This window comes from Paenibacillus artemisiicola, assembly GCF_017652985.1.
Taxonomy (GTDB): Bacteria; Bacillota; Bacilli; order Paenibacillales; family Paenibacillaceae; genus Paenibacillus_Z; species Paenibacillus_Z artemisiicola.
On the sequence record NZ_JAGGDJ010000028.1, the window covers coordinates 35,713 to 61,541 of the forward strand.

At 65.1% G+C, this 25,829-nt stretch carries 19 protein-coding genes; 7 read left to right on the forward strand and 12 right to left on the reverse strand.

Annotated elements, in window-relative coordinates; translation table 11 throughout:
- Positions 1–41: 41 nt before the first annotated feature.
- From I8J29_RS23360 to I8J29_RS23390, 7 genes are all read left to right on the forward strand, one after another.
- Positions 42–1,511, forward strand: coding sequence for an extracellular solute-binding protein (locus I8J29_RS23360; protein WP_208849865.1), 1,470 nt, complete (start codon positions 42–44; stop codon positions 1,509–1,511).
- Positions 1,512–1,521: 10 nt separating this feature from the next.
- Positions 1,522–2,472 (forward strand): carbohydrate ABC transporter permease, encoded by a 951-nt coding sequence (locus tag I8J29_RS23365; protein ID WP_208849866.1) that lies wholly within the window; start codon positions 1,522–1,524, stop codon positions 2,470–2,472.
- Between the two features lie 27 nt (positions 2,473–2,499).
- Positions 2,500–3,396, forward strand: a complete 897-nt coding sequence (locus I8J29_RS23370; protein ID WP_208849867.1) for a carbohydrate ABC transporter permease — start codon at positions 2,500–2,502, stop codon at positions 3,394–3,396.
- 13 nt (positions 3,397–3,409) lie between these two features.
- Positions 3,410–4,579 (forward strand): ABC transporter ATP-binding protein, encoded by a 1,170-nt coding sequence (locus I8J29_RS23375; protein WP_208849868.1) that lies wholly within the window; start codon positions 3,410–3,412, stop codon positions 4,577–4,579.
- Positions 4,551–5,429 carry an HAD family hydrolase gene (locus I8J29_RS23380; RefSeq protein ID WP_208849869.1) on the forward strand — a complete coding sequence of 293 codons (879 nt, stop codon included), beginning with the start codon at positions 4,551–4,553 and terminating at the stop codon, positions 5,427–5,429. Before I8J29_RS23375 ends, I8J29_RS23380 begins: the two co-directional genes overlap by 29 nt.
- Before the next feature lie 21 nt (positions 5,430–5,450).
- Positions 5,451–6,146 (forward strand): hypothetical protein, encoded by a 696-nt coding sequence (locus I8J29_RS23385; protein WP_208849870.1) that lies wholly within the window; start codon positions 5,451–5,453, stop codon positions 6,144–6,146.
- A 77-nt stretch (positions 6,147–6,223) separates the two neighbouring features.
- Positions 6,224–6,985, forward strand: a complete 762-nt coding sequence (locus tag I8J29_RS23390) for a sugar phosphate isomerase/epimerase family protein (RefSeq protein WP_208849871.1) — start codon at positions 6,224–6,226, stop codon at positions 6,983–6,985.
- 182 nt (positions 6,986–7,167) lie between these two features.
- Here I8J29_RS23390 and I8J29_RS23395 read toward each other — a convergent pair whose 3' ends face one another.
- The 12 genes from I8J29_RS23395 to I8J29_RS23450 all read right to left on the reverse strand — a co-directional run bounded on the left by I8J29_RS23395 (position 7,168) and on the right by I8J29_RS23450 (position 25,820).
- Entirely contained in the window at positions 7,168–7,551 is a 384-nt protein-coding gene (locus tag I8J29_RS23395; RefSeq protein WP_208849872.1) for an Ig-like domain-containing protein, read from the reverse strand.
- A gap of 304 nt (positions 7,552–7,855) precedes the next feature.
- Positions 7,856–8,488, reverse strand: coding sequence for an HAD-IA family hydrolase (locus I8J29_RS23400; RefSeq protein WP_208849873.1), 633 nt, complete (start codon positions 8,486–8,488; stop codon positions 7,856–7,858).
- A gap of 271 nt (positions 8,489–8,759) precedes the next feature.
- Entirely contained in the window at positions 8,760–9,605 is an 846-nt protein-coding gene (locus tag I8J29_RS23405; RefSeq protein ID WP_208849874.1) for an NAD-dependent epimerase/dehydratase family protein, read from the reverse strand.
- 33 nt (positions 9,606–9,638) lie between these two features.
- Positions 9,639–10,886 (reverse strand): enolase C-terminal domain-like protein, encoded by a 1,248-nt coding sequence (locus I8J29_RS23410; protein ID WP_240546425.1) that lies wholly within the window; start codon positions 10,884–10,886, stop codon positions 9,639–9,641.
- A 76-nt stretch (positions 10,887–10,962) separates the two neighbouring features.
- On the reverse strand, positions 10,963–16,890 hold the full coding sequence (locus tag I8J29_RS23415) for a glycosyl hydrolase family 28-related protein (protein ID WP_240546426.1): 5,928 nt from the start codon (positions 16,888–16,890) through the stop codon (positions 10,963–10,965).
- Positions 16,891–17,091: 201 nt separating this feature from the next.
- Complete coding sequence (locus I8J29_RS23420; protein ID WP_240546427.1) at positions 17,092–18,690, reverse strand: extracellular solute-binding protein; 1,599 nt, start codon at positions 18,688–18,690, stop codon at positions 17,092–17,094.
- Positions 18,691–18,747: 57 nt separating this feature from the next.
- On the reverse strand, positions 18,748–19,632 hold the full coding sequence (locus I8J29_RS23425; RefSeq protein ID WP_208849876.1) for a carbohydrate ABC transporter permease: 885 nt from the start codon (positions 19,630–19,632) through the stop codon (positions 18,748–18,750).
- A gap of 199 nt (positions 19,633–19,831) precedes the next feature.
- The gene (locus tag I8J29_RS23430; protein WP_208849877.1) at positions 19,832–20,758 is read right to left on the reverse strand and encodes an ABC transporter permease; all 927 of its coding nucleotides are present in this window, start codon (positions 20,756–20,758) and stop codon (positions 19,832–19,834) included.
- Positions 20,759–20,989: 231 nt separating this feature from the next.
- The gene (locus I8J29_RS23435; RefSeq protein ID WP_208849878.1) at positions 20,990–21,898 is read right to left on the reverse strand and encodes an ATP-dependent DNA ligase; all 909 of its coding nucleotides are present in this window, start codon (positions 21,896–21,898) and stop codon (positions 20,990–20,992) included.
- Between the two features lie 345 nt (positions 21,899–22,243).
- Positions 22,244–23,401 (reverse strand): N-acetylglucosamine-6-phosphate deacetylase, encoded by a 1,158-nt coding sequence (nagA, locus tag I8J29_RS23440; RefSeq protein WP_208849879.1) that lies wholly within the window; start codon positions 23,399–23,401, stop codon positions 22,244–22,246.
- A gap of 424 nt (positions 23,402–23,825) precedes the next feature.
- Positions 23,826–24,737, reverse strand: a complete 912-nt coding sequence (locus tag I8J29_RS23445; RefSeq protein ID WP_208849880.1) for a phytanoyl-CoA dioxygenase family protein — start codon at positions 24,735–24,737, stop codon at positions 23,826–23,828.
- 180 nt (positions 24,738–24,917) lie between these two features.
- Positions 24,918–25,820, reverse strand: a complete 903-nt coding sequence (locus tag I8J29_RS23450) for a carbohydrate ABC transporter permease (protein WP_208849881.1) — start codon at positions 25,818–25,820, stop codon at positions 24,918–24,920.
- Between the last annotated feature and the right edge of the window lie 9 nt (positions 25,821–25,829).

Consider the following 25,829-nt stretch of genomic DNA (forward strand, 5'->3'; position numbering starts at 1 on the left):
AATCTGCTTGCCCAAAAAATAACCGTCGAGGAGAATGCCACGTGAACATCCAACCCGCGCTTCATTGGAAACGCGCCGCCGCCGCTGCCGCGGTGACCCTGTTGCTGTCCGGCTGCGGACAGGCCGTCCAGAACAACGCCGCCGCCAATCAAGCCCAGGAAGTGGGAAGCACCCAGGATCCCAACGCCGCTTCGGATATCGATACGGGAGGCACGAAGGTGAACGTCGTATCGGCGGCGGACGATGCGGAAGTCGTGCCGATCGAGGTCATGACGCCCGATTCCTCCGCCCCGGCCAGGGCGAACAATTTCGTCAAGGCCGCCGACATGCTTAACGCCCAGCTGGAGAAGGAAAACGCCAAGCAGCGGGTGAAGGTCAACGCCGTCGTCAAGCCGCTGGCCGATGACGATTTCAAGCAAAACTTCATCTTCGCCTCGAAGTCCGGCAACGCCGCCGATATCTATGCGACCACGTTCTCCAATATCGGCTGGATGGCGGACGGGGATTATCTGCTGAATCTCGACGGCATCGAGAAGGAAGCGGTATTCCAAAACCAGATCCCGGGCTACTGGGACGCGGTGACCTGGGATAAGCATATCTGGGGCGTCATTCAAGACACGGAAGCCCGCCCGGTCTATTACTGGAAACCCGCGCTGAAGAAGCTCGGATGGACGGACGAACAGATCGCGGCGCTCCCCGACAAAGCCGAGAAAGGCGAAATCACGATCGCCGACATGGACAAGATCGCCAAGGACGCCGTCGACCGGAAGATCGTCCGGAACGGCTTCGTGCCGACCACCGGCCAGAGCGACCTGGCCCTCCTCTATTACAGCCACGGCGTGGAGATGTACGACAAGGACAAAGCCGAATACGTGCTGGATAAAGCCCATATGACGGATACGCTGCAATGGATCAAAGGCCTGCTCGACACCAAGGTTCTGCCCGCGGCCGCGCTCTCCGCGCCCAAGGACGACAACCTGAAGGCGATGATCAACGGGGAAACCATGTTCATGGTCGCCGGCGTCTGGGACGAAGCGAAGTGGCGAACGCGCGGCATGGAGAAGACGCAGGGGAACGTAAGCACGGACTTCATCATGCAGAATATCGGCGTCATGCTGATGCCTCCCGCCGAGAAAGGCGGCAAACCCGTCACCGTATCCGGTCCGTGGACGTACGTCGTCAGCAAGCAAACGAAGCACCCGGAGCTGGCCAAGCGCCTGCTGACCTACGTCAGCGCGCCGGAGCTGCAGAAGGAGCACGACGAGCAAAGCTCGCATCTTCCGTTTACGAAGGAAGGCCAAGCGCTGATCAAGGACGACCCCTGGCTGAGCGCCAACAGCTACTTGATCAACTATTCCACATTCATTCCGAACGATCCCGACCAGCCCAAGTTCGCGAAGATCTACACGGATGCCATCAAGAACATCGCGACGGGCAAGAGTCCCGAGGAAACGGTGAAGTGGATGGAGCAGCAAATGAAGCTGAATCTCGATAAATTCACGGTAAAGTGACGTGGCCCGCATGAACGCGAAGCATAACGATACCAACCCGCCCTTCCCCCGGCAGCAACCCGGGGGACTGCGGCACAAGCTGAGGGAACACGGCGCCTCGGGTTTGATGCTTAGTCCGTTCCTGTTCAATCAATTCGTCTTGTTTGCCGCGACGGCCGTCATCGTGACCTTGATCGCCTTTACGTCGATGGACGCCGCGCTGCGCTGGGATTTCAACGGACTGACGAATTTTCGCAAGGCGCTGATCGATCCCAAGGTCGGGCTCATTATCGCGAATACGGCCTTGTTCGTCGTCTCGACGCTGGTCATCCAGATCGCCTGGGGGTTCGTCATCGCGGTGACGACCACCCACTACGTGCGCAATCAGACGGTCGGCTCCGTGTTCCGAACGATCTGGCTCCTCCCCCGCGTCTCGCCGGGGGTCGTCGAAGCGCTGCTTTGGACCTGGATTCTCAGTCCCAGCAAGTACGGCGTGCTGAATACGCTCATGCACGCCTGGTATGGCTCGGAGCCCGTGGCCTGGCTCGACAAATATCCGCTCCTGATCAACATTCTGCTGTCCGGGGTGATGGGCTCGACGCTGTCGATGATCGTCTTCTCGTCCGCGCTGCAAGCGGTGGACAAATCCTATTTCTACGTCGCTCGCGTGGACGGCGCGACCGAATGGAGCATGCTCTGGAAGCTCATCGTTCCTTTCCTTCGGTGGCCGCTGACCTTCCTGGCGGTATGGCAGGGACTTGGCCTGCTCACCAGCTACGAATCCATCCTGCTGCTGACCGACGGCGGACCGGACAACCGTTCGGAGACCTGGGCGCTGTACGCCTTCCACACGGCGTTCTTCACCCTCGATTTCGGCTACGGCTCGGCCATCTCGCTGTTTATCCTGCCGATCATCGTCATCGCCATGGTCGTGTCGTACCGGTTGTTCGGCTTCCGCAAATTAATGGGCGGGGCCCGCTGACGGGCCCTGAAGGGAGGCATACGCATCATGCATGACAATACGGTCCGGATCGACGCCCAACCGGTTCGGTCGGAGGGTTTTACGCCGCCGGCAAGAGCCGGACGCCTCAAGGGACTGCCCAATCTCCTGTCGATCGCGGTGCTTACCCTCGTGACGGTTCCGCTGCTGTTCATTTACGTCTGGCTGATTCTGATCTCGTTCGGCGACAAGATGGTCAACGGCATCCTGCCGCAGGGCTTCACCTTCCGGAACTGGAGCTTCCTCTGGTCGGAACTGAAGGTCGACGGCATGGTCTACCCGAGCATCTGGGGCATTTTCGCCAATACGCTGATTATTGCCGTCGGCTCCTCCGTGCTGGAGGTATCCGCCGGCCTCATGGCGGGCTACGTCATCTCCCGCAGCCGCTTCCCGGGGAGAAACGGCCTGCTGCATTCCACGATGCTCACCCATGCGTTCCCTGCCGTGACCTCGCTCATCGCTTCGTTCTACATCCTGAACGAGCTCGGGCTGATCAACACGCTCGGCGGCATCATTCTGCTGAAGGGCTTCGCCGGGCTCGGCATGTCGACCTGGATCATCAAGGGCTTCTTCGACGACGTGCCCAAGGAACTCGAATGGGCGTCCAGCGTGGACGGCGGCAGCCGGATCAGGACGTTCGCGGCGGTCTATCTTCCGCTCGTCTGGCCGGGCATCGTCGCCGTCTCCCTGTTCGCCTTCCTGAGCGGATGGGGCGAATACATCATGGTCTCGGTGTTCTTGTTCGACGACGACATCAACACGCTCTCGCTGATCGTCCGCAGCCTGTTCTCGGAAACGTCCACGGCCAGCTACGGCGTCGTCATGGCGGTCGGCAGCTTCTACATGCTGCCGTGCCTGATTCTGTACTTTTTCTCCCAGCGCGCGCTGATGAGAATGAAAATGTGAAGGAGGCTGCGCCATGCGCATTGAACTGCGGCACGTATCCAAACGCTACGACGCGGAAGCGCCGTCCGTCAACGATTTGAGCCTGTCCGTCCGGGACGGGGAGCTGATTACGATCCTCGGCCCGAGCGGCTGCGGCAAGTCCACCACGCTGCTGATGATCGCGGGGATCCTCCCGCCTTCGCAGGGCGATATCCTGTTCGACGGACACCGGGTGAACGGCGTGCTGCCGAAGGATCGCCGTATCGGCATGGTGTTTCAGAATTCCGCGCTGTATCCGAATATGAACGTCCGGAAGAACATCGAATATCCGCTCAAAAACATGGGCGTGCCCCGCAAGGAACGGGCGCAGCGCGCCGAAGAGGCGGCCCGGATGGTGCAGATGAGCGACTATATGCGGCGCAAGCCCGGCCAGCTCTCCGGCGGGCAGCGCCAGCGGATCGCCATTGCCCGGGCGGTCGTGAAACGGCCGGGGCTGCTGCTGCTCGACGAGCCGCTGTCCAGCCTCGACGCCAACCTGCGGGGGTCCATGCGCGAGGAAATCAGGCGCCTGCAGAAGGAGCTCGGCATTACGACGATCATGGTCACCCACGATCAGGAGGAAGCGCTCTCCATGTCCGACAAGATCGCCGTGATGAACGCCGGCGAATTGCAGCAGATCGGCACGCCCTTGCAGCTGTACGGCGCGCCGGCCAATTGGTTCGTCGCGAGCTTCCTCGGCATGCCCGCCATGAATGAACTGGCCTGCGCTTGGCGCGCCGGCAGCCTGCAGCTGACGGCTGCCGGCCAGGCGATTCCCCTGCCCGGCGCAGCCGCGCAAGAACTTGGGGCGATAAGGGAGGGCCAAGCGATGCGTCTGGCCTTCCGGCCTCACCAAGCATCGCTGGTCACGGATCCCGTCCACCGCCTGGAAACCGATTTGCGAGGCCGGGTCGCCGCGGTCGAATTCACCGGGAGAGAACGCCTCGTGCACGTCCGCATCGGCGATGCGACCGTCAAGGCGTATGCCGGCATGGCCGAATCGCTTGACGAACATCAGGAAGTCGCGGTGCGGCTGGCCGCCGACTATTACGTGTTCGACCGGGAATCGGGCGCGAACCTGCGGCTGCCCGCCGCAAGCGGACGGACGGAAATAAGCGAAACGGGAGACATGACCTTTGCTAAACAAGCCGCCTATTCCCGCTAACCGACCAAGCATCCCGATTCGCTGGATCGTCTCGGATCTGGATGGCACGCTGCTGGACTCCCGGCAGCGGATCCCGCCCGGACTCGTTCGGCGCATCGCCCGCTTCACCGAAGCCGGCGGAGCTTTCACGTTCGCCACGGGCAGAACCTTGCGCTCCGCCATGCCGTACATGTCGCAGCTCGGCGTAACCGCGCCCGTGATCCTGTTCAACGGCGCCCGGATCTACGACCCGGTTACGGGCACGTATTTGACCGAGCATCGGCTCGACCCCGCGGATGTTCGCCGCGTCATGCGCCTGCATGAAGAGGACGGCGCGGTGCGGCAGCTCGACCTGCTGCTGTTTCATCAAGAACGCATCTTCTGCGCCGCGCTGTCTGAGCGGGTACGGAAGCAGATGGACAAAGACGGCGTCGTCGCGGAGACCGCTTCGCCGGAGCGGATGGCATCCCTCGCAGGGCAAGCGACCAAGCTCATGCTCCTTGGGCCGGAGAGCGGGCTGATTCGTTTCCGGCAAGCCGAAGCCGCCGCCAAGCTCAACACCGTGCGGTCCGAAAGCGGGCTGCTGGAGGTGCTGCCGACCGGCATCAACAAGAGCGTCGCCCTGTCGGCGATGATTCGCATGCTCGGCGCGGAAGCGGACGATTTCGCCGCCGTCGGCGATAATTTGAACGACCTGGAGATGGTCGGCTCGGTTCGCAACGGGTTTGCCGTCGCGAACGCCGACCCGGCCGTCAAGGATGCCGCCGCGCACGTGCTTGCCCGCAGCAATGAAACGTCGGCGCTGCTCGACGTGATCGAATTCGCGGAGTCCACTTGGGCGCCCCGGCCCGGATTGCCCCGCGCCGACTAATTTTGAGGAGATGAGACCACGATGACCGCCAATGCCAATCATGCGATTTTAGCCGACTACGAGCTGCCTCCGGGCACGCTCTTCCCCGATTCCGCGCCGCGTTATCCCAATTTGTGGGTGCTGGTGCACGAATCGCTGGCGGACAGCTATCGGGCGGCGATTACGCTCGTCATGGAGCAGCTGGAAGCCTGCACCGACATGTACAACGACTTCGGCTACGCGCATGCCGGCGAGGGCTGCGACGCCTTCGCCCGCAGACGCGGCCTGCAGCCGGTCCGTCTCGGACCGGACGGCGCGAGAAGCCACGATCACTGCGTCCATCTGCGGTTTTACTTCGCTCCGCTTCGCGCCGGCAATCCGGTCGAGACCGCGGAGGGGCGCTATTACCAAGTCGCGGCCAGCGTGCATTACGAAGTCGACCGTCCCCAACGGTTCCATCCGTACATCGACGAATGCCCGCATTGCGGATGCACGGGCGAATACGGCGCCTACATGGGCGGCACGATCCGGGAGAAGAACGAACGCGTGCACGATCCGCTCGGCCTGGAGCTGATCCTGTACGGCACCGTCCGAGGCGAAGACGTCATCGCCTTCGATGGTCTGAACCGCCTGGCCGACCGGTTCGAGGTGCGCATCGCCGAATTCGTGCCGGGCCCGGACCGAGCCGACGTGACGACCGGCAAGGTCGGCCTCGTGTTCCTCGGCGCGCGCGGCTGAAGCTGCCCATCCATCATGGAGACAGAGATCAAGCAAGCCGGGATCTAAGAAAAATTCAAGCCGAGGAGCGAATACCGATGAAACGAAACCAAATCGCCGCCCAACTCTATACGGTGCGCGGCTTTACGAAAACGGCGGAAGAGCTGGATGCGGCGCTGGGCAAAATCAAGGCGATCGGCTACGAAGCCGTGCAGGTGTCGGGAATCGGCCCCATCGCGCCGGAGACCATACTAGAGCTGTGCCGGCGGCACGGATTGACGATTTGCGCGACGCATGTTCCGTTCGACCGGCTGCTTCGCGATTTGGAGCAGGTGATCGAGGTTCATCGGGCCTGGGACTGCCGCTATGCGGGCCTTGGATCGATGCCGGAAGCGTACCGGACCGGCTTGGAGGGCTACCGGGAGATGGCCCGCCTGCTGTCCGGGATCGGGGCGAAGCTTGCCGAAGCGGGCATCGGGCTGATCTACCACAACCATAAATTCGAATTCGAGAAAATGGCGGGCAAACCCGGTCTCGAGTGGCTGCTGGAGCTGACGGACGCGCGGGTCGGCTTCGAAGTGGACACGTACTGGGTGCAAGCCGGGGGCGCCGACCCCGTGAAATGGATCCGCAAGGCCGCCGGCCGGATGAAGGTCGTGCACCTGAAGGACATGGCCATCGTCGGCGACGCGCAGCGGTTCGCGGAGATCGGCGAAGGAAATCTGGACTGGCCGGCGATTATCGAAGCCTGCCGCGATGCCGGGGTCGAGTGGTACGTGGCGGAGCAGGACGTCTGCCCGGGGGATCCGTTCGAAAGCTTGGCGATCAGCTATCGCGCGCTCCGCGAATGGGCGGAATGACGCGCGCGGGGGAATGCTTGCCCCGCGGCCGAGGGACGGGAATTGTCCGGAGAACGGACATGCCCGAAAAACGGGACGAAGCCGGCATTTGCCGGCTTCGTCCCGTTTTGATTCCCAGCGGTTCCGACCGTTAAGCTTGAAGATTCGTCCCGCTCGGGCGGCCGCGATTTCCGCGCGCCCTTTTACGGCGTGCCGGCCGCCGGCATGACCGTCACCTGGTCGATGCTGAGGCTCGCCGCCAGGCCGACGCTCGTCAGTTCGAACCCGACGCCGCCGCGTCGGACAGCGGCTGGATCGCCACGGTCACCCGCACAGGACGCCGTGAACGAGCCGTCCGCCGTCGTCGCCGTGATGACCGCGGTGCCCGAGGAGACCGCCGTCACCTTGCCTTTCGCGTCGACGCTCGCGACCGCCGGCGCGCTCGAGCTCCACGAGACGGCCTTATTCGTCGCGTTCACCGGCTGGAAGTTCGCGATCAGGCTCGCGGATTCGCCGGCCGCGAGCGCCCCGCTGTCCAGGGTCACGCCCGTCACCGGCACCGGCCCGGCATCGTTGCTGCTCGTCACCTTGTCGGCGAGTTAAACGCGCGATGTCCTCCCGTTCGCGGACACAGGTGCGCTTATTTACCCAAAAACCGCTGTTTTCGCGATTTCGCGGACACACGATCCGTTATTGGCCCCGCAGCCCCGCTTTGGCGTCTGTTTTCGGCAAATAGCGTCTCTGGTGGCCGCTTAACTCGCGAAACCTACTGAATCGCAATAATAACGGATCGTGTGGCCGCGGACGATAGCGAAAACCGCTCTGATGCAGCCCCTGCTTCATGCCGCCGCCTTAGCACCGTCCGTCTTCCGCCGCATGCTACGGCACGCGCTACTCCCATCCCTTCACGATGCTCAGCAGCTCCTCCGGCGAATGGCACAAATAATCCGGGCCCGCTTCGGCCAGCAGCTTCGCGGAGTCCCAGCCCCACGTCACGGCCGCGACCGGCACGTCGATCTTGCGGCAAGCCTCCACGTCCCGGAATTCGTCGCCGACATAGAGCAGCCGCGATAGCTCGAGCCCCATGGCGCGCGCCAGGCTGCGAATCGCCTTGTCCTTGCCGAACAGATTGGAGGCGGAATGGACGGCCTCGAAGACATCCAGCCCGTTCGTCTCCAAGTAGTGACGAATGTTCTCGCTCGTATTGGAGGACAAAATCCCCAGCCGGCACCCCTGCTCCCGCAGCGCCCCCAGCGTCTCGCGCATCCCCTCCGCCAGACGCAGATGCGCGGACTCCTTGCGATAGGCGCGTTTGCCTTCCAGCGCCAAAGCGGGCAGTTTATACAACGGCACGTTCAGCGCCCGCAGACGGTCGGGGATGGACAGGTCGGACAGGCGCCCGATTTCTTCCTCCGCGATCCGCCTGCCGCCGTATTTACCCGCCAGATCGTTGAACAGCCGGATGGCCAGCAGCTTGGACTGCACGAGCGTGCCGTCGAAATCGAACAATACAAACGGCTTCAATGCGACTCCCCCGTCCTCGTTCTAAGAATAGTTTAAGTATGGCCCGTCCGCGCGGATCCCGCAAGCCGCGGCGGTGCCAGACACGCCTGCCGATCGCACGCTTGCCGGTCACGCCTGCCGATCGCGCCTCCCGGTCGCGCCTGCCAATCGCGCCTCCCGGCCACGCCTGCCGGTCACGCTCACCGATTGCGCCTCCCGGCCACGCCGCCCCGGGCGCAAAAAAGCCCGAACCCGCCGTGTCCGGCAGCCTCGGGCTTCTCCATCCTTCGCGTCAAGCCAGCCCGTCGGCCCACCGGTACCGAGGCCGCCAGCCGAGCGTCTCCTTCGCCAGCGCGTTGCTGAACAGCGGCGCCCGGCCTTCGAACGGCTGCCGCAGGTCCGCCGCCTCGGGATAGCACGCGCGCAGCAGCTCCGCCGTCTCGATCTCGCTCAGCGTATCGTCGCCGGTAATGTTCAGCGCCACCGCGCCGTCCACGTCCGCGCGCAGCGAGGCGACGCAGGCGTCGGCGGCGTCGCGGATGTCGACGTAGCTCCACAAGATCTTGGCGAACTCCTCCGCCTTGCCGGCGCCCCGCTTCAGCCGCGCGTATTCCTCGGGGGCCGCGATGAGCGAAAAGCGCAGGCTGACGACCGACATGCCGTTCCGGCGATGATACATCTCGGCGATCAGCTCGCCCACCGTCTTCGACAAGCCGTAGCCCTCCTGCGTCAGCTGCGGATGCGCTTCGTCGACGGGAAAATACCGCGGCGCGAACGGCTTGACCGCCCACGCGAAGCCGTAGCACGACGTGCTCGAGCTCATGACGACCCGGCGGATGCCGAGCAGCGACGCCGCCTCCAGCACGTTATAGCTGCCCATGACGTTGTTGGCGAAAATATCCGGTACCGGAAATCCGGTCGGCGACGGTACCGCCGCCAAATGAATCACGGCGTCCGCGCCCTGCATCGCGCTCGCCACCTGGCCGAGGTCGCTCGTATCCACGACGATTTGCCGGCAGGGCAGGCCGGCGGCGTGCGTCCGGTCGAGCGAGACGACCTTGTACTGCTGGCGGACCAGCTCCCGGACGACGTACTGCCCCAGCTTGCCGCCGCCTCCCGTTACCGCGATCGTTTGCATGTCGATTCTCCTCCTTCGGTTATCCGCGCGCCGTTACGGCCGCACCAGCGTACCGTCCGCCTTGCGGTCGAGCTTGTACGGCTGATGGTAGCTCGCCTTGTTCCAATCTTCGCCCGGGAGCAGCAGCGCCTTCTCTTCGTCGAACTCGATCCCGAGGCCCGGCTTGCCTGAGACGTACAGATAGCCGCCTCTGCGCTCGACGAGACCCGGGAACAGCTCCTGCTCCTCCGGCCGGAAATGATTGATCTCCTGAATGCCGAAATTCCATACCGCCATATCCAGATGAACGGCCGCCGCCTGGTTGATCGGGTCGTTCTCCCCGCCTTCCTGCCATGCGGTCCGGACGCCGAACGCCTCCGCGAGGCCGGCGATTTTGCGCGCCGCGCTGATGCCGCCGACCTTGGAGACCCGCACCCGGATAAAATCGATCAGCCGCTCCGTGATGAGCGGCGTCCACTCCTGCGGGTTGGTGAACAGCTCGCCGACCGCCTGCGGGGTCGCGGTTTGCTGGCGCAGCTGGCGGTACCAGCCGACGTGCTCGGGCGGCAGCGCGTCCTCGAGGAAGAACAGATCGTACGGCTCGAGCCGCTTGGCCAGCCGCACCGCGCCGATCGGCGAGACATGCTCGTGCACGTCGTGCGTGAACTGCACCCCGCCGCCGAATTCCGTCCGCAGCTGTTCGAACATCGCCGGAATCGCCTGCAAATACGCATGCTCGTCGAAGACGGCTTCCTTCGCCCACGCGCCGTCGGGCACGTTCGCTTCGCCCGCGGGAATGAAGCCGCCCCCGCCGTAGCCGCCGAGCTGCGCGCGGATGACCGTATAGCCTTCTTCCTTAAAGCGGTGCACGTCCTCTTTCAGCTCGGCGATGTCGCGTCCGCCGGCATGGCCGTAGCACGGCACGGCCGCCCGGCACGCGCCGCCGAGGAGCTGGTAGACCGGCAGGCCCGCCTCCTTGCCCTTGATGTCCCACAGGGCGACGTCGATGCCGCCGATCGCCGTCTGCAGCACCGAGCCGTTCCGCCAGTACGAGCTGAGCTGCATCGTCTGCCAGATGTCCTCGACGTTCCCGGCGTCCCGGCCGATCAGCTGCGGCGCGAGCAGCTGCTCGATCACCTGCACGACCGCCTCGGGATTGTACAGATCGTTGGCGGAGCCGATGCCGCAGAGGCCATCCTGGTCCGTCAGTACTTTCACGACCGTCCACGTGCCGTTCCTTCTCGTCCGGATGCACTTGATGCCCGTGATTTTCGCCATGCTTGAAGCACGCTCCTTCTTCATGGGATGGCCTCCCGTCCGAGGCGGACGGGAGGCGCGGGTGGTGCGATATGCCATAACCTCCGATGCCGAATCCAGGTTAGCTCATGTAAAGCCGGTAAAGCAGGACGGCGCTTTCGGCGCGGGTCAAGCTTCCCTTCGGGCTCAGCTTGCCGCCGCTGCCCTGCAGCAGCCCTGCCGCAATAAGCGCTTCGACGCTCGAACGGGCATATCCTGCCACGTCCGCGGCATCTTTGAAGCCGGCGAGCGCGTCGTCCGAGCCGGCCGCAAGCGTCCGGCCCGCGGCGCGGAACGCCCGCTCGGCCAAAGCCGCCGCGTCCTGGCGGCCGATCGGCGCGTCCGGCCGGAAGCGTCCGTCGCCCGTGCCGGTCGCGATGCCGAGCGCGCTCGCGATCCGCGCCGCGTCCGCGTAATACGCGCCGGCCGGAACGTCCGCGAACGCCGCGCCCCGCGCGCCGCCGCCCGGCGCCTTCAGCTCCAGCGTCCGGACGAGCAGCAGCAGGAAGTCCGCCCGCGAGACCGCGCGGCCCGGCGCGAACGCGTCCGCGGACACGCCCTGCGCGATCCCTCTCGCCGCCAGCGCGTCGACCGCTTCGCGCGCCCACGGCGCGCCGGCCAAGTCGCCGAACGCAGCCGGTTTCGCATAAGCCACCGCGTACGCGCTGAAGTGCGTCGCGCGGAACGTCATCTGCTTCGCGGCCGCGTCGTACTTGCCGCTCGGAACCGGCACGGCGCTGCCGCTGCCGTCGATGTACCAAACCACGAGCCGTCCCGGCGCTTCCTGTCCCGCCGGTTCGTACGGCACGGAGACGGTCGCCGGCGCCGCGTCGTTGGCCCACGGCAGCGGCTCGCCCCCGGAGAGAACGTACAGCTCGACGGCCGGACGGTCGCCGACCGCGCCCTTGACACCGTCGCTCCACGCGCTGCCGTCCGCGGCCTTCAGCACGAACGTGATCGTATCGCCCTGCGGCTTATCCGCGCCGAACATGTCCGCGGATACCGCGATCGTGCCTTGCGGCGTCTTCATCTCGAGGATGCGGTTCGCGTCGCCGTCAAAGGCCGAGCTGGGCCACGCGACCGCGTAACCCGCCGCGCCCTGCACCGCGGACGCCTCGGCGCGCACCCGCGTCTTGCCGTCCTTGCCCGGCTTCGCGTCCGCGAGCGCCTGCTTCAGCGCCGCCGCGTCGACGGCCGCCGTCGCGATCTTGCTCGCCGCGTCCAACGACGGGGTCACCGGGAGCACGACGGCGTTGTTTCCGTTCCCGCTGCCATTGCCGTTACCGTTACCGTTGCCACTTCCATTGCCGTTACCGTTGCCATTTCCATTGCCATTGCCATTGCCGTTACCATTGCCGTTACCGTTGCCATTATCGTCGCCAATCGCGTCCAGCTGCGCGCTCAGCGCCGTCCGGTCCGCCCCTGCCGGCAGCAGGTTGACGAAGTTCCGCGCCGCGTCGATCGACGTCGCGTCCCGATCCGCCTTCGCCTGGTTCACGGCCGCCTTGGCCGCCGGCACCGCCCAATCGGCGAACGGCGCGTTCAACAGGTACAGGTCGCCGTACAGCGTGAAATCCTTGCTCGTGCCGATGCCTTGGTTGAATTCCATGTAGCCCGCGCGGCCCGCGCCGTCGTTCTCGTTCAGCAGCAGCGAGAAGCCGAGCGGACCCGAACCCGGCTCGAACGCCGCGTCCGGCCCGTGCAGAATCGCGAACGGAAGCGCGATCGCGTAATGCGTCACGTGCGCCTCGTCGTCGCGGGTGACCGTCGTCTCCGCCGACGCGTCGAGCGCGCCCGCCGCCAGGCCGTCCGGCGCCTTCCAGCGCCACTTCTGAACGGAGCCGTCGTCGTTCAGCGCGAAGCCGAGCTCGCTGACGTTACGGCTGGCCGCGCCGTCCTGACGCGACAGGTCGAGGCCGATCTGAATGCTGTCGCCCTGCCAAATATCGCCGCCCTTGAAGGACTGCGCCTGCGCGTCGTCGGTGACGTCCACGTTCACGTACAGCTTCTCGTCGTCCCATGCGACGTTCGCCTTGGCGCTCAGCCCGTTCGGGCCGCCCCACACGCCGCCGCCGAATTCGTCGAGCGCGGAGACGTCGACCGCCGGCGCGTCCGCCGCGCCCGCGTCCTTGCGGCTGGCGTAGGCCTGCCCGGACTTCACCGACGCCACGTACGACGCGCCGTTGTCCAGCGTCACCTTGTACTTGAGCGAATCCGCCGCCATCGCCGGCAGATCGATGATCGTCTCCTCGCCGTAGGCGATGCCGGAGAAGCGGATCGGCACCGCGGCCGCCGCGTACGGCGCCGGCTGCAGCAGCTCGAGCTTGCCGCTCAGCGGCTCCGGATCGGAGACGTTCATGAGCGAGAGCTTCGCGCCCGCCCGGTCCGCGTGCGCCGGATCCGGCGGCAGCGTCTCGAGCGAGAGCGCCACCGGCACCAGGTTCGTGCCGCTTACCTTCGTGCCCGCTTCGTTCACGAGCTGCAGCCCGCCTTTGAACAGGTTGTTCGTCAGGATGAGCTTGTCGATGCCCCCCGCGGCGTAGACATGCGTCGTCCGCGGCTGCTGGAAATACGAATCGTAGAGCGCGATGTCCCCGCCGAGGGCGTTCAGCCCTTTCTCCCCGACGTTCGTCAGGTTGGCCTGCTGGATGTTCAGCTTGCCGCCGTAGACGTCGAAGGAGCGCGTCGTGTCGCCCCACATGGAGCTGTTGTACAGCGTCGCCTTCGAGTCGAAGTCCTCGCCGAGCGTGACGTACACCTTATCCGTCGTGCTGAGCGAGACGAGCTCGGTGTTGATCAGCGACAGGCCGGCTTCGCCCGCGCCCTCGAGGTACGCGCCCTTCTTGCTGCCGTCCGTGCCGTGGCCGATGACGACCGCTTCCGGGCCGCTCTCGCCCTGCTTCACGAAATGAATGCCGTACTGCGAGCCGTACACGAACGTGTTGAACACCGTTTCGTCCTTGACGCCGCCGAGACGGAACGCGTCCAGGTGATCCTTCTGGTACGTCCAGACCGCGTTGAAATCCGCGTCCGTCGACGGGTGGTTGACGTAGTTGTTGCGGCCGTAATAGTGCGGGTTGAACTGCACGTTGCGCATGAAGCCGCCGGACGCGCCGCCCCCGAGGAAAATGCCTCCCTTCAGCGGCGAGCCCGCCACGTAATCGATATAGTGGCCGCTCGTGTCGTACGTGCCGAAATCGATGCCCTGGTACGAATTGATGAGCGTCGTGTCGATCGCGTACACGCCGTGCCCTTGGCCCTGGATCGTCCAGGCGTACGGCTTGACGCCGTTCCAATCCTGCTCGTCGTAGTAGACCGACAAGCCGCGCGTGCCCGCGTCCGCCTTCAGCGTGATGAGCGCCGGCGCATCGTCCGCCGGGTTCTCGCCGTAGGTCGTGAACAACACCGTGCCGCCGCCGATCGTATGATGCGGCACGTCCCACGAGCCGCGCAGCTCGACGCCGGACGGCACGGTCAGCGGCGCATTCACGCGGTACGTGCCAGCCGGCAGGTACACCGTGCCCCCGCCCGCCGCCGATGCCGCGTCCAGCGCCTGCTGAATCGCCGCCGACGCGTCGCTGCCCCCATTGCGGTCCGCCTTGTACGGCTCCGCGGTGACGTCGAACAATTCAACCGTTGCCGGCTTCGGCCGGACCGCCGCGTCCGTGGCGCCGACGGCCGGCAGCGTCTCGAGGGCGTACCGGTCGTCCTGCGTCACGTTCACTTCCGCGCCGTCGCTCTCGTCCTTGACGTTCAGGCTGTCTCGGTAGCCCGAATTAACGGCGTTGACCGTCTGCACCGCGCCGGTCAGCTTGACTTGGTTCTCCGCCTTGGCGAAATCGGAATGCCCCAGCGTCAGCGAGCCGCTCGACAGGTCGATCGCGTAGCCGCCGCTTGCCGCGTCCCAATTCTCGAACGTGCTGTTCTCGAACGACAGGACGCCGTTGCCTTCGCTCTTCACCGCCGTCAGCGGCGCGCCGCCGACCGTGACCGTGTTGAACTGCGCGATCGAATGGAAGCCCGGCGTCGCGTAGATCGCGACCGGCGCCTCGCCGGCGCTCGCCTTGAAGCTGCTGTCCGTGATCAGCAGGCCGAAATCGTTGACGCCCTCGATCTTCAGCGCCACGTTGCAATCGTCGATCCGGATGCGGTACAGCTGCGCGTTCGCCGTCTCCAGCGAATCCGTCCGCGTCGTGACGCGCATGCCGGTCTTGTAGCCCGAGATGTGAATGTCGGACATGTATTCCCAGTCGGAGCGCCCCATGACGATGCCTTCCGCGTTCGCCGTGGAATACGCGTGCAGCGCGCCCGCCGCCGGCGCGCCGGCCAGACCGGAGCCCGACCAGTACGAAGGCGACAGATGGATGCCCTCCAGCCGGCCGATGTCGGTCGTGTAATCGAGGAAGATGCCCGTGTGCAGCGCCGTGCCGTACAGGTTCTTCACGTAATGGAGCTCGTTCCAGACCGGCCCGATCTTGATGCCGTTATAGGCGTTGACGAGCGTGATGTTCGCCATCGTCGCGCTGTCCCCGGACAGCTGCTCGAACGTCCACGGATACGCAGCCGGGCTGTCGAGCGTCTGCTCCGGATACCAGACGGACAGATTCGTCACGCCGCTGACGGGCTGAAGCTGGATGAAGCTCGGGCCGTCCGCCTGCCCCTTGCCGCCGTACGCGTCCAGCACCGTGCCGGTGACCGCGCCGCCCTTGTCGTCCGGGCTTGCCCAGTCGCCGCGCAGCGTGACGCCGGTCGGCACGGTCAGGCTGCCGTTCACCCGGTAATGGCCCGCCGGCGCGAACACGACCCCGCCGCCGTTATTGCCGGCCGCGGTCAGCGCCGACTGGATGGCCGCCGTGTCGTCGGTCGTCCCGTCGCCCTTCGCGCCGAAGTCCTTGACGCTAAAGTCCGCGATGACGACGTCGTCCGTCGGGTTCTCCGTCGCGTACACCTTCGTCTGCGCGTCGGTCGACAGCCGCTCCTGCTTGCTGATCGTGACGGACGCGACCGCGAGATCCGGGTTGTTGTCCGGGTTCCCGCCGCCGCTGATGCCGATGCGCAGGTCGGCGCCGTTCGCGCGGTTGGCGAATTTGGCGTCGCTCAGCTTGAACGTGTGCGTCTTCCACTGTCCCGAATCCTTGTAGGCGAACAACGGGCTGTCCTTGAACGGCGCGGACTGCGCGTCGTACTGGAGCACGAAGCTGCCGTTGCCCCGGTCCAAATATTCCACCGTCACGTAGACGTCCTGGTCCTGCACGTCGTACAGGTAGCCGTCGTCCGCGTTCAGGTACAGGTACAGCGTGCGGTCGCCGGGCGCGGCCTTGTTCGTCTGCCAGTAGCCCTTGCCGTTCAGCGCGCCCGTCACGAGGCCGTCCGGGTTGTCCCCGGCACGGGCCGTGATGCCCTGCTCGATCGGCGTCGCGCCGAACGTAATGCCGATCCGGTCGGCCGGCGCCGCCTTCAGCGTCTTGGTGACGGTCACCTTGGCGACCGACAGGTCGGCGTTGGTCGACCAGCTCGCGGCGCCGCCCTCGATGCCGAGCCGGAAATCGCCGCCCCCGGTCCGGTTGGCGAAGTTCGCGTCGCTCAGCCGGTATACGTGCGTCTGCCACGACCCGGTATCGCCGTACGTATACAGCGGCGCGTCCTTGAAGCTGTTGTTCGCGCCCTGGGCGTCGTACTGCAGCACCATTTTGCCGCTGCCCGCGTCATAGTAGTCGACCGCGACGTCCACGTCGTAGTTCGCGATGTTCTCGGTGAAGCCGTCGTCCGCGTCGAAATAGAAATAAATGATGCGCGCGTTCTCGTCCTGCGACTTGTTCGTCTTCCAGTACGTCCGGCCGTCCAGCTCGCCGGTCTGCAGGCCGGTCGCGCCGTCGCCCGCGCGGGCCGTGATGCCCGCTTCGGCCGGCGTCGCGCCGAGCTCGATGCTGACGCTCTCCGGATCGCCCGCCGCGGCGCTCGCCGAAGCCGGCGCCCATGCAAAGGTCCATACCACCAACGATAGAGCCAACAGGCTCGTCACCCCAAACTGTAACCGCTTTCGAATTCGATTGGCCATCAAACTCATTTCCCTCCTCGTGTCTTCGATACCGACAGCAAAGCCGCCCCGCTTCGGCGGAATTCCGAAGCTTGCTTGTCGGCGGGGCGGCTTGCTCTCTGGATGGGTATGCGGGTTTGCGGCACGGGCCGCCGGGTTGCCGGCGGCGCCGGCTTATTTCGCTTGCGATGCCAGGTACGCGTCGATTTGCTTCTGCGTTTCGGTCAGGATTTTATCGAGGCCGTTCGCTTTCTGTTTCTCCGCGTACGCGGCGACTTCCTTCTCCGGATCCTTCACGATGCCGAATTCGAGCGGCTTGCCCGTCTCGTCGGCCGTCTGGTCGCGCTTGGCGAGCTCGTTCTTCATGGCGTCCTCGGCGATGAAAAGGCCGTCGATCGGCGAGTTGACGTTCTCCGGCTCCGCCGCGAACTCGGCTTCGTGCACCCAGAAGTCCTTCGGATACGTCGACGTCGGCCGCATGAATTGCGGCTTCCAGAACGCCCACTGGCCGCCCCACTCCATGTAGTTGCTCGTCGTCGTGTTCATGCCGTCCGGGTAGACGGCCGTCTCGCCGTCGAGCTTGTAGGTCTTGCCTTCGATGCCGTACTGCACGAGGTCGTACAGCTTCTGGTCGGTCTCGATCATGTCGAGGAAGCGCAGGACGCGGTCGGCGTGCTTGGAGTTGCGGTTGATCGCGACCACGTTCGCGAGCGGCGTCCGGTTGACCTGCTTCTTGTCCGGGTAGAGCAGCGACATCTGCTGCTTGAAGGACGGATCGGAGAAGCCCGGATCCGCGTTCGCCCATTCATGCGACGTCAGCGTGAACAGCGTCTTGCCGTTGCGCCATTCGGCGGCGCCGTCTTCCTTGTCGATCATCGCGTCGCGGTTGATCAGCTTGTCGTCGTACCAGCTTTTCGCCGTCTTGATCGCTTCCTGGTAGAACGGCTGCTGCTCGACCGGCTGCACCGTCACCTTCGGGTCGCTCAGGTAGAAGCCGAGGCCGTGGAAGTTCAGGTCGACCCATTCGTCGCGGATCATGTAGATCGGCAGCGGCGTCGAACGCGACAGCTTCTCGTTCGGGTACGCCTGCTTCATCTGGCGCAGCAGGGCGTCGACGTCCTCGATCGTCTTGACGGAGTCCGGCGCGACCGTAATGCCCGCCTTGTCGGCGAGGTCGGAGCGCCAGCCGGCGAACAGCCGCTGGTTCATCTTCATCGTCCACGGCAGGCCGACGATCTGGCCGTTGACCGTCGCCGCGGACAGCGTGCCCTGCTCCTGGTATTTCTTGTACAGGTTCGGCGCGTATTCCGGCAGCAGCTCGTTCAGCGCCATGTAGGAGCCCTTCGCCGCCATCTGCTTATACGACAGCCAGTCGCCGTCGAAGTTCATGTCCCAGCTGTCGCCGGACGCGGCCATGACGAGCATTTTGTCCTTGAAGTCGGTGAACGGGATGAAGTTGATGGTGAACTTGACGTTCAGCCCCTTGCTCTTGACGTAATCGCTGATCGCGGACCACACTTCGTCCGTGGCCGCCTTCTTGTCGCCGCCGAAGTAGAACTTCAGCGTCACTTCCTCCTCCTGCTTGCCCGCGTTGCCGCCGTCGCCGGACGTGCCGGCGTTGCCGCCCGCGTCGCCCGAACCGCCGTTGCTGCCGGCCGCGTTCCCGCCGTTGCTGCCGTTGCCGCCGTTATCGCCGCCGCACGCCGCGAGCAGCGCGGCGAACAGCATCATGACGGCGAGCAGCATCGGGATTCTTGCTTTTCGCTTTCTCATGCGATCCTCTCCCCTGATTGTTTGATTATATCGCTATACGGCCGAGGCCGGTATAGACTAGCCTTTGACCGCGCCCACCATGAGCCCCTTGACGAAATACCGCTGCAGGAACGGGTACAGGAAGACGATCGGGCCGATCGTGACGACGGTCAGCGCCATCTTCATCGATTCGGACGGAATTTGCGGCATGATCCGCTGCATCGCCGCCGCGTTGCTGGAGTTGCGCAGGAAATCGACGTTGGAGACGAGCGTGCGGAGCAGCAATTGCAGCGGCTGCAGCTCCTGCTTGTCGATGAACATCAGCCCGAGGAACCAGTCGTTCCAGTAAGACAGGGCCACGAACAAGCCGATCGTCGCCAGCACGGGCACGGACAGCGGGATGATGAGCCGGCCGAAAATGCGGTACTCGCTCGCGCCGTCCATTTTGGCGGATTCGTAGATGTCCTCCGGCACCGACTGCATGAAGTTGCGGATCAGGAACATGTTGAACGCGTTCGCCATCGGCGGGAGAATCATCGCCCAGATCGTGTCCTTCAGCTCCAGGTAGCGGACGCAGATGATGTACCACGGCACGAGGCCGCCGCTGAACAGCATCGTCAGGATGACGTAGATGGACAGGATGTTCCGGTATTTGAACGACCGGCGCGCCATGACGTACGCCCCCATGCTGTTGACGATCAGGGACAGCACCGTGCCGACGGCGGTGACGAGGATGCTGATGCCGTACGCGTCCACGATCCGGTTGGAGCCGAGGAAGAGGATCCGGTACGAATCGAACGTGATGTGGCGCGGGATGAGCGAATAGCCGTAGTTCACGATGTCGTTCTCGATGCTGAGCGAGCCCGAGATGACCATCAGGAACGGCAGCAGGCAGGCCAGGCTGAACAGCGAGATGACGAGCATGATGATGGCTTGGCTGACGGAAAATCGTTTGGCAACCATTCGGGCGATACCTCCTAAACAAAGGTGATTGAAAAGATTGGCGATGGGAGCGGCCGGAGAGTCGGTATAGAGTCGAAAAAGCGTCAGCGGTCGCCTTTGTAGTCGGATTTCTACCGCTTATCCATGCAATAAAGAAATCCGACTACAACAGCGATTGGAGACCTATACCGACCGCAGGACGCGGCATCTCGCCGAGCTTTTAGAAAATCGCCGAATCGCGGTCGATTTTGCGGGCGGCGTAGTTGCTCGCCAGGACGAGGACGAACGCGACCACCGACTGCAGGAAGCCGGCCGCCGAGGCCATGCCGATGTCGCCGGATTTGCGCAGGCTGCGGTAGACCAGCGTGTCGATGACGTCCGTCGTCGGGAACAGCAGCGACGCGTCGCCGACCATGGCGTAGAACATCCCGAAGTCCGCGTTCATGATGCGGCCGATCGCGAGCAGCGTGAGGATCATGATCGTCGGCTTCAGCATCGGAATGCTGATGTAGCGCATCTGCTGCCAGCGGGAGGCGCCGTCGATGGACGCGGCCTCGTAGTACGAGTTGTCGATCGAGGTGAGCGCCGCCAGATAGACGATCGTGCCGTAGCCGGTCACTTTCCAACGGACCGCGATCGTCAGGATGAGCGGCCACCAACTCGCTTTGCTGTAGAAGTCGACGCTCTGGAGCCCGAACCATTCCAGCACGCGGTTCAGCGCGCCGTTCTCGAAGTTGAGCAGGCTGTACGTGAAGACGCCGACGACGATCCAGGAGATGAAGAACGGCAGGAAGGTCAGCGATTGGGTGATCCGCTTGAAATATTTGCCGCGCAGCTCGTTCAGCATGAGCGCGAAGCCGACCTCGAACGCCAGGCCGACGGCGATGAACAGCGCGTTCAGCAGAATCGTGTTGCGGATCGCCCGGAACGCCACGTCCGAGGACAGCAGGTAATCGAAGTTGTTCAGCAGCGGATACATCCAGTCGCTGCCCCAGATTCCCTTGCTGAAGTCGAAGTTCTTGAACGGAATGACGAGTCCCGACAGCGGCAAATAGTTGAACAGGAACAACAGCGCCGCGACCGGGAGAAACATCAGCAGCAGCTGGCGGTTGCGCGCGAGTTCGCGGATGACGCCGTTTCGTTTCATGGGCCGAGCCCCCTTCTCTTTCGGTGATAGCTTCATGATACCGGAGGGGGCCGGGCGCTTCCATGAGCGGATCTTATCCTTTGCAGGGCGGTATTGGCTTGTTTGCGATGGCCTTGAAAACGGTTCCCCGGCCGCCGCCGGTTCAGCTGGCACGGACATGCGAGCATGCCAAAAAGCCCGCGCGGCAAACCTGCGCGGGCCTTTCTAGGTATGGCGAGCGGCGACGGCAAGTCAGTACGTCCACCGGCAATCCTCCGGGCTCTTGTCGAACAGGAAGCCCCGGAACACCGTCTCGCGCAGCTGGTGGCGGTCGGTGCGCTCCAAGTATTGAACGCGGCAGCAGAGCTTCGGCTCGATCCACTGCGTCTTCCGGTCGGAGGCGGCATGCAGCTGCCGCGCGATCTCGAGAAACGCTTGCTTCTCATGGGGCGCGAAGCCGAATTCGACGGTGCCGACCGGCTTGAAGCGGATCGTCCGGAAGTGCAGGCCGAGCACCAGCGCGAACCGCGGCTTGGTGCGGTAGCCGAGCACGATGGCGTCGATCGTCTGGACGTTTTTCACTTTGATCCAGTCCTTCGCGACGACGCCCGGGCGATAGGCGCCGTCCAGGCGCTTGGCCACGGTGCCCTCGAGGTTCCGCTCCACCGTCCACGCCTGCAGCGCCCGTCCGCGCCCCTCGACGTGCATCGAGAGCGCGAGCGCGGCATTCGGGGCGACGAGCTCCGCAAGCCGCGCCTTGCGGGCCGCGAGCGGCTCGCGCAGATGCGGCTCCGCCGTCCGCAGCACGTCGAAGGCGACGAACGTCGCGGGATGCGTCTGCGCGGCGGCGGCGATACGCTTCGGGTCGGCCAGGCGCCCGCGGTAGGCGAAGTCGTCGAACACCGTGCGCTCCCCGCGCAGGCAGACGCCTTCGCAGTCCAGGATCGCCTCGGGCGCCTTGATCGCGGCCGCGGCCTCGGCAAGCTCCGGGAACTTGTCCGTCACGGCGAGCCCGCTGCGCGTATACGCCTCGATCCGGCCGCCCTGCTTATGCAGCTGGATGCGCCAGCCGTCCCATTTGGGCTCGAACAGATAGCCGTCGTCGTCGAACGCTTCCCGGCCCATGGACACGATCATCGGCGGCACGGGCTCGAACAGCATGCGGGGTTCCTCCTCTCCGTCGCGGCGTTGGCGATGGTTGCTCTATTCGCCAGTATTGCCGCGCAGATGGACGGCGAAACGGCGTCTTCGGCCAAGGCGGCGGCTTCGCTTGCTGCGGGGACGCCCGGGCGCGGCTTGCGGCCGCGCGCGAAAGAGCCGTCCAGGCGTCATCCGCGATGACGATGAACGGCTCTTAACCGCGGTTATGGCCGGCTGCCGGAGTCGCTAGCGGCGATCGAGCGTGCCCCGAAGCCGCTCATGGCGCGCCGCCGGTTGGGCACTTATCCGCCGCTGATCGCAGACATAGCCGCAGCCCTGGCACGGATGCGACGACTGGGAAAACCCCTACACCTGCACGTACGCCAACTCGCCGCCGATCATCGTCCAGCGCACGCCGAAATCGTCGCCCAGCAGCACGAGATCGGCGTCGGCTCCGGGCGCCAGGCGGCCCTTGTTCGGCAGGCCGAGCACGTCCGCCGGCGTGCGGGTCGCCATGGCGACGGCATCGGCAAGCGGGATGCCGGCCTTCGCCGTCTTGGCCAGCGCCTCGTTCATCGTGACCGTGCTCGACGCCAGCGTGCCGTCCCGCAGCGTGGCCACCCCTTGCGCGACGGTAACGTCATGCCCGCCGAACCGGTACTCGCCGTCGCCGAGCCCCATCGCCTGCAGGGCGTCGGTGATGAGCACCATGCGGTCCGCGCCTTTCTCCCGGTAGAGCAGCCTCACGATGGCGGGATGCAGGTGAACGTCGTCGACGATCGCCTGCACGCTGACATGCGCCTCCTCCATCGCGGCGACCACGATCCCCGGGTCCCGGTGGTGAATCGGCCGCATGCCGTTGAAGCAGTGCGTCACGTGGCTCGCGCCGCCGCGGAAAGCCGCCTTGGCCTCCTCGTACGTGGCGTCCGAATGGGCCACCGCGACGACGATGCCGCGCTCCCGCAGACGGCCGGCCATCTCGAGGCCACCGGGCAGCTCCGGAGCCAGCGTGACCATGCGGACGAGCGGATCGGCCTCTCGCAGGATCCAGGCCATCTCTTCCTCGTCGGGATGGCGCAGGAACCGCTCGTTCTGCATCCCCTTGCGCTTCGCGTTCAAATACGGGCCTTCGAGATGCAGTCCCGCGATGCGCGCGCCCGGCTCCCGGCCGACCGTCCGCTTCACGCTGCGGATCATCGCCGCGAGGTCGTCGAGCGATGAGCTGACGGACGTCGCCAGGAAGGACGTGCAGCCCGTCCGGGCGCAGGCGAGCGAGACCGCTTCGACGCTTTCCGGACGCCCGTCCATCATGTCGAAGCCGTCCGCCCCGTGAATGTGGACGTCGATCATTCCCGGGATGAGCAGCTGCCCGCCGCCGTCGAGGACGCGATCCGCGTGTTCTTGTACGGGGACGGCGCCGTCCAAAACGGCCGCGATCGCGCCGCCCCGCACGAGGATGGCCGCCGGCGCCGGCTCGGGTCCGCCGGAGAAGATACGTACGTTATGAATGAGGCAGGTCGACATCGTGCATGCACCCTTTCCTTGCGGACGAGACGGCGGTCGCTCGAATGGACGCGGATGGATGGGGAGGATTTGGAAGGTCCGAAACGTCGGCAAACCGTGGTTTCATCCTTCCGCCCGCGCCGGCCGTCTCCGTCCGATGTGTCTCCATGTTACCTGCCCGGGCGGATTCCGACAAGCCGCCCGGGGCGCATTTTGCGGGGACGCGCCGCGCCGGCGGACCCGAAACGCCGGCGACCGGAAACGCCGGGCAAAGCGCGTCCATCCTTGCCCGCCGTCCGCTTACCGCGGCACGAAGCCGCGTTGGCCCGAACGCCAAGCGGGCCCGCGCATCGCTGCGCGGGCCCGCCATTCCATGCGCCTGCCGCTTCATCGGACTGGCTGGGTCTATGCATGCTTCATCCCGTTAAGCTTCCCGCTCCCCCGCTCACGCGAACACGGACGCCCGGATGCTCCGTTCGAGCGGCGATTCGTCCTCCCGCGCGGCCCGGTCGAGCGCCAGCTTCTCCTTCAGCGGCGACGTCCGGTTGCACATGAACCGCACGCTGCCGCTATGGTTCGGCGACGCGGCGTGGATGAGGAACGGATGGCACAGAATGACGTCGCCCGCTTCGCCGGTCGTTTCCGCGACCCGGAGCCGCGTGCCGTCCTCGTCGACGTACGCCTGCTCCAGGAAGGCGGCGTTCCGCGCCTCCGGGCTCATCGGCTCGCCCCGTCCCGCCAGCGCGGCGAAATACGGATGCTCCGCGAACAGGCCGCGGATGCCGTCGCCGAGCTCGACCCCTTCCGGATACCGCGCGAGGTAACGCGCGACCGGACGATGCGAGCCTTCGACGACCAGCGTGCCGCCGCCGCGCGGGCCGATGTCCGAGAAGAGGCACAGGCAGAGCAGCCCCTGGTCCGGCGAATCGACGTAATGCCGGAAATCGATGCCGTCCCAGTGCCAGCCGCTCGTCGGCACGGTCCACGGCTCGCCGCGGCCGACGTGGAAGTTGACGGGCCACCAGCCCCAGCCCGGCAGCAGGCCGGCAACGGTCTCGCCGTCGACATGGCGACGGGCGACGCGGTCCGCGCCCGCCAAATCCTCGATCGCGTCGGCGAAGCGCGCCGTATTGCAGGCGTCGAAGGCGGGCGTCCGGTAATTGTCCCGCAGGTTCACCATCGGCTCGTTCCAGGTAGACGGATCGCCGCGCAGCACGCCGGCCTTTTCCGCCAGCCTCTCCCACAGGAACGACTGCGCCTCCATCGCCAGTTCCCTTGGAAACGCCCCCTTCACGACGACGTACCCCTTGACCATGAATTGTTCGATTTGTTCCGTTGTCAACACGCGCAGCGTCATGCGTTCTTCAGCTCCTTGCTCCGTTGATAGGCGTCCGGCGGCGCCTCCGCGCCGCCGGACGCCGTTATACCTTTCAGCGTTCTGCCGCGGACAGGCCGATGCTTAGCCCCATCGTTCCCACACTCAATCGCCGACGGGCCCAGCCGCCGAAGCCGCCGACAGTACATTCCAATAACGCGCCTACTCCTTCACGCTGCCGAGCTGCAGGCCGTGCACGAAATATTTCTGCAGGAACGGATAGACGACGAGAATCGGCAGCGACGCCGCGATCGTGACGGATGCCCGGATCGACATCGGCGTCACGAGGTTGCGCGCGGCCCCGAGGTCCGCGCCGTTCGCGACGGCCGCGCTGCTGTTGGAGTTCATGGACGAGGACAGCAGCTTCATCAGCTCGTACTGCAGCGTGCTCAAGCTCTGCTTCGACGACGCAAACAGGAACGTATCGAACCAGGAGTTCCACTGCCCGACCGCGACGAACAGCGCCACCGTGGCGAGCACCGGCTGGCAGAGCGGCAGGATGATCGAGAAGAAGGTCCGAAAATCGCCGGCGCCGTCCACCTTGGCCGATTCGATCAGCCCTTCCGGCAGCGTCTGCATGTAGGTGCGGATGACGATCATGTTGAACGCGCTGATCAGCCCCGGCACCACGTACACGAGAAAATGGTTCAGCAAATGCAGATCCTTGATCAGAAAATAAAACGGAATCAGTCCGGCGTTGAAATACATCGTCAGCACGATGACGATCGTGATCGGCTTGCGGAGCACGTATTCCCGCCGGCTGACCGTATAAGCGAGCATCGACGTCAGGAAAAGGCTGAGCACGGTCGACAGCACCGTCCGCGCCACCGAGACCCAGAAGGCGTGGAAGATCGTCCCGCCCGCGAAGATCGCCCGGTAATTCTGCTCCGTCCAGACGCGCGGCCAGAGGTAGATGCCGCCGCGGATCGTGTCGTTGCCGGCGTTGAACGAGACCGCCAGCGTGTTCAGGAAGGGATACAGCGTGACGACGGCCAGCGCGATCATGACGGCGGCGTTGAACGTATGGAAGACGGCCGGCTCCAGCCGCGGCGCTTTCGTTCTCATCGGATGCCC

Excerpts from the sequence above, each read along its gene's own strand:
- I8J29_RS23365 (WP_208849866.1), top strand. The coding sequence starts at position 1,522 with ATGAACGCGAAGCATAACGATACCAACCCGCCCTTCCCCCGGCAGCAA.
- I8J29_RS23370 (WP_208849867.1), top strand. The coding sequence starts at position 2,500 with ATGCATGACAATACGGTCCGGATCGACGCCCAACCGGTTCGGTCGGAG.
- I8J29_RS23375 (WP_208849868.1), top strand. The coding sequence starts at position 3,410 with ATGCGCATTGAACTGCGGCACGTATCCAAACGCTACGACGCGGAAGCG.
- I8J29_RS23385 (WP_208849870.1), top strand. The coding sequence starts at position 5,451 with ATGACCGCCAATGCCAATCATGCGATTTTAGCCGACTACGAGCTGCCT.
- I8J29_RS23390 (WP_208849871.1), top strand. The coding sequence starts at position 6,224 with ATGAAACGAAACCAAATCGCCGCCCAACTCTATACGGTGCGCGGCTTT.
- I8J29_RS23405 (WP_208849874.1), bottom strand. The coding sequence starts at position 9,605 with ATGCAAACGATCGCGGTAACGGGAGGCGGCGGCAAGCTGGGGCAGTAC.
- I8J29_RS23410 (WP_240546425.1), bottom strand. The coding sequence starts at position 10,886 with ATGAAGAAGGAGCGTGCTTCAAGCATGGCGAAAATCACGGGCATCAAG.
- I8J29_RS23420 (WP_240546427.1), bottom strand. The coding sequence starts at position 18,690 with ATGAGAAAGCGAAAAGCAAGAATCCCGATGCTGCTCGCCGTCATGATG.
- I8J29_RS23425 (WP_208849876.1), bottom strand. The coding sequence starts at position 19,632 with ATGGTTGCCAAACGATTTTCCGTCAGCCAAGCCATCATCATGCTCGTC.
- I8J29_RS23430 (WP_208849877.1), bottom strand. The coding sequence starts at position 20,758 with ATGAAACGAAACGGCGTCATCCGCGAACTCGCGCGCAACCGCCAGCTG.
- I8J29_RS23435 (WP_208849878.1), bottom strand. The coding sequence starts at position 21,898 with ATGCTGTTCGAGCCCGTGCCGCCGATGATCGTGTCCATGGGCCGGGAA.
- nagA (WP_208849879.1), bottom strand. The coding sequence starts at position 23,401 with ATGTCGACCTGCCTCATTCATAACGTACGTATCTTCTCCGGCGGACCC.
- I8J29_RS23445 (WP_208849880.1), bottom strand. The coding sequence starts at position 24,737 with ATGACGCTGCGCGTGTTGACAACGGAACAAATCGAACAATTCATGGTC.
- I8J29_RS23450 (WP_208849881.1), bottom strand. The coding sequence starts at position 25,820 with ATGAGAACGAAAGCGCCGCGGCTGGAGCCGGCCGTCTTCCATACGTTC.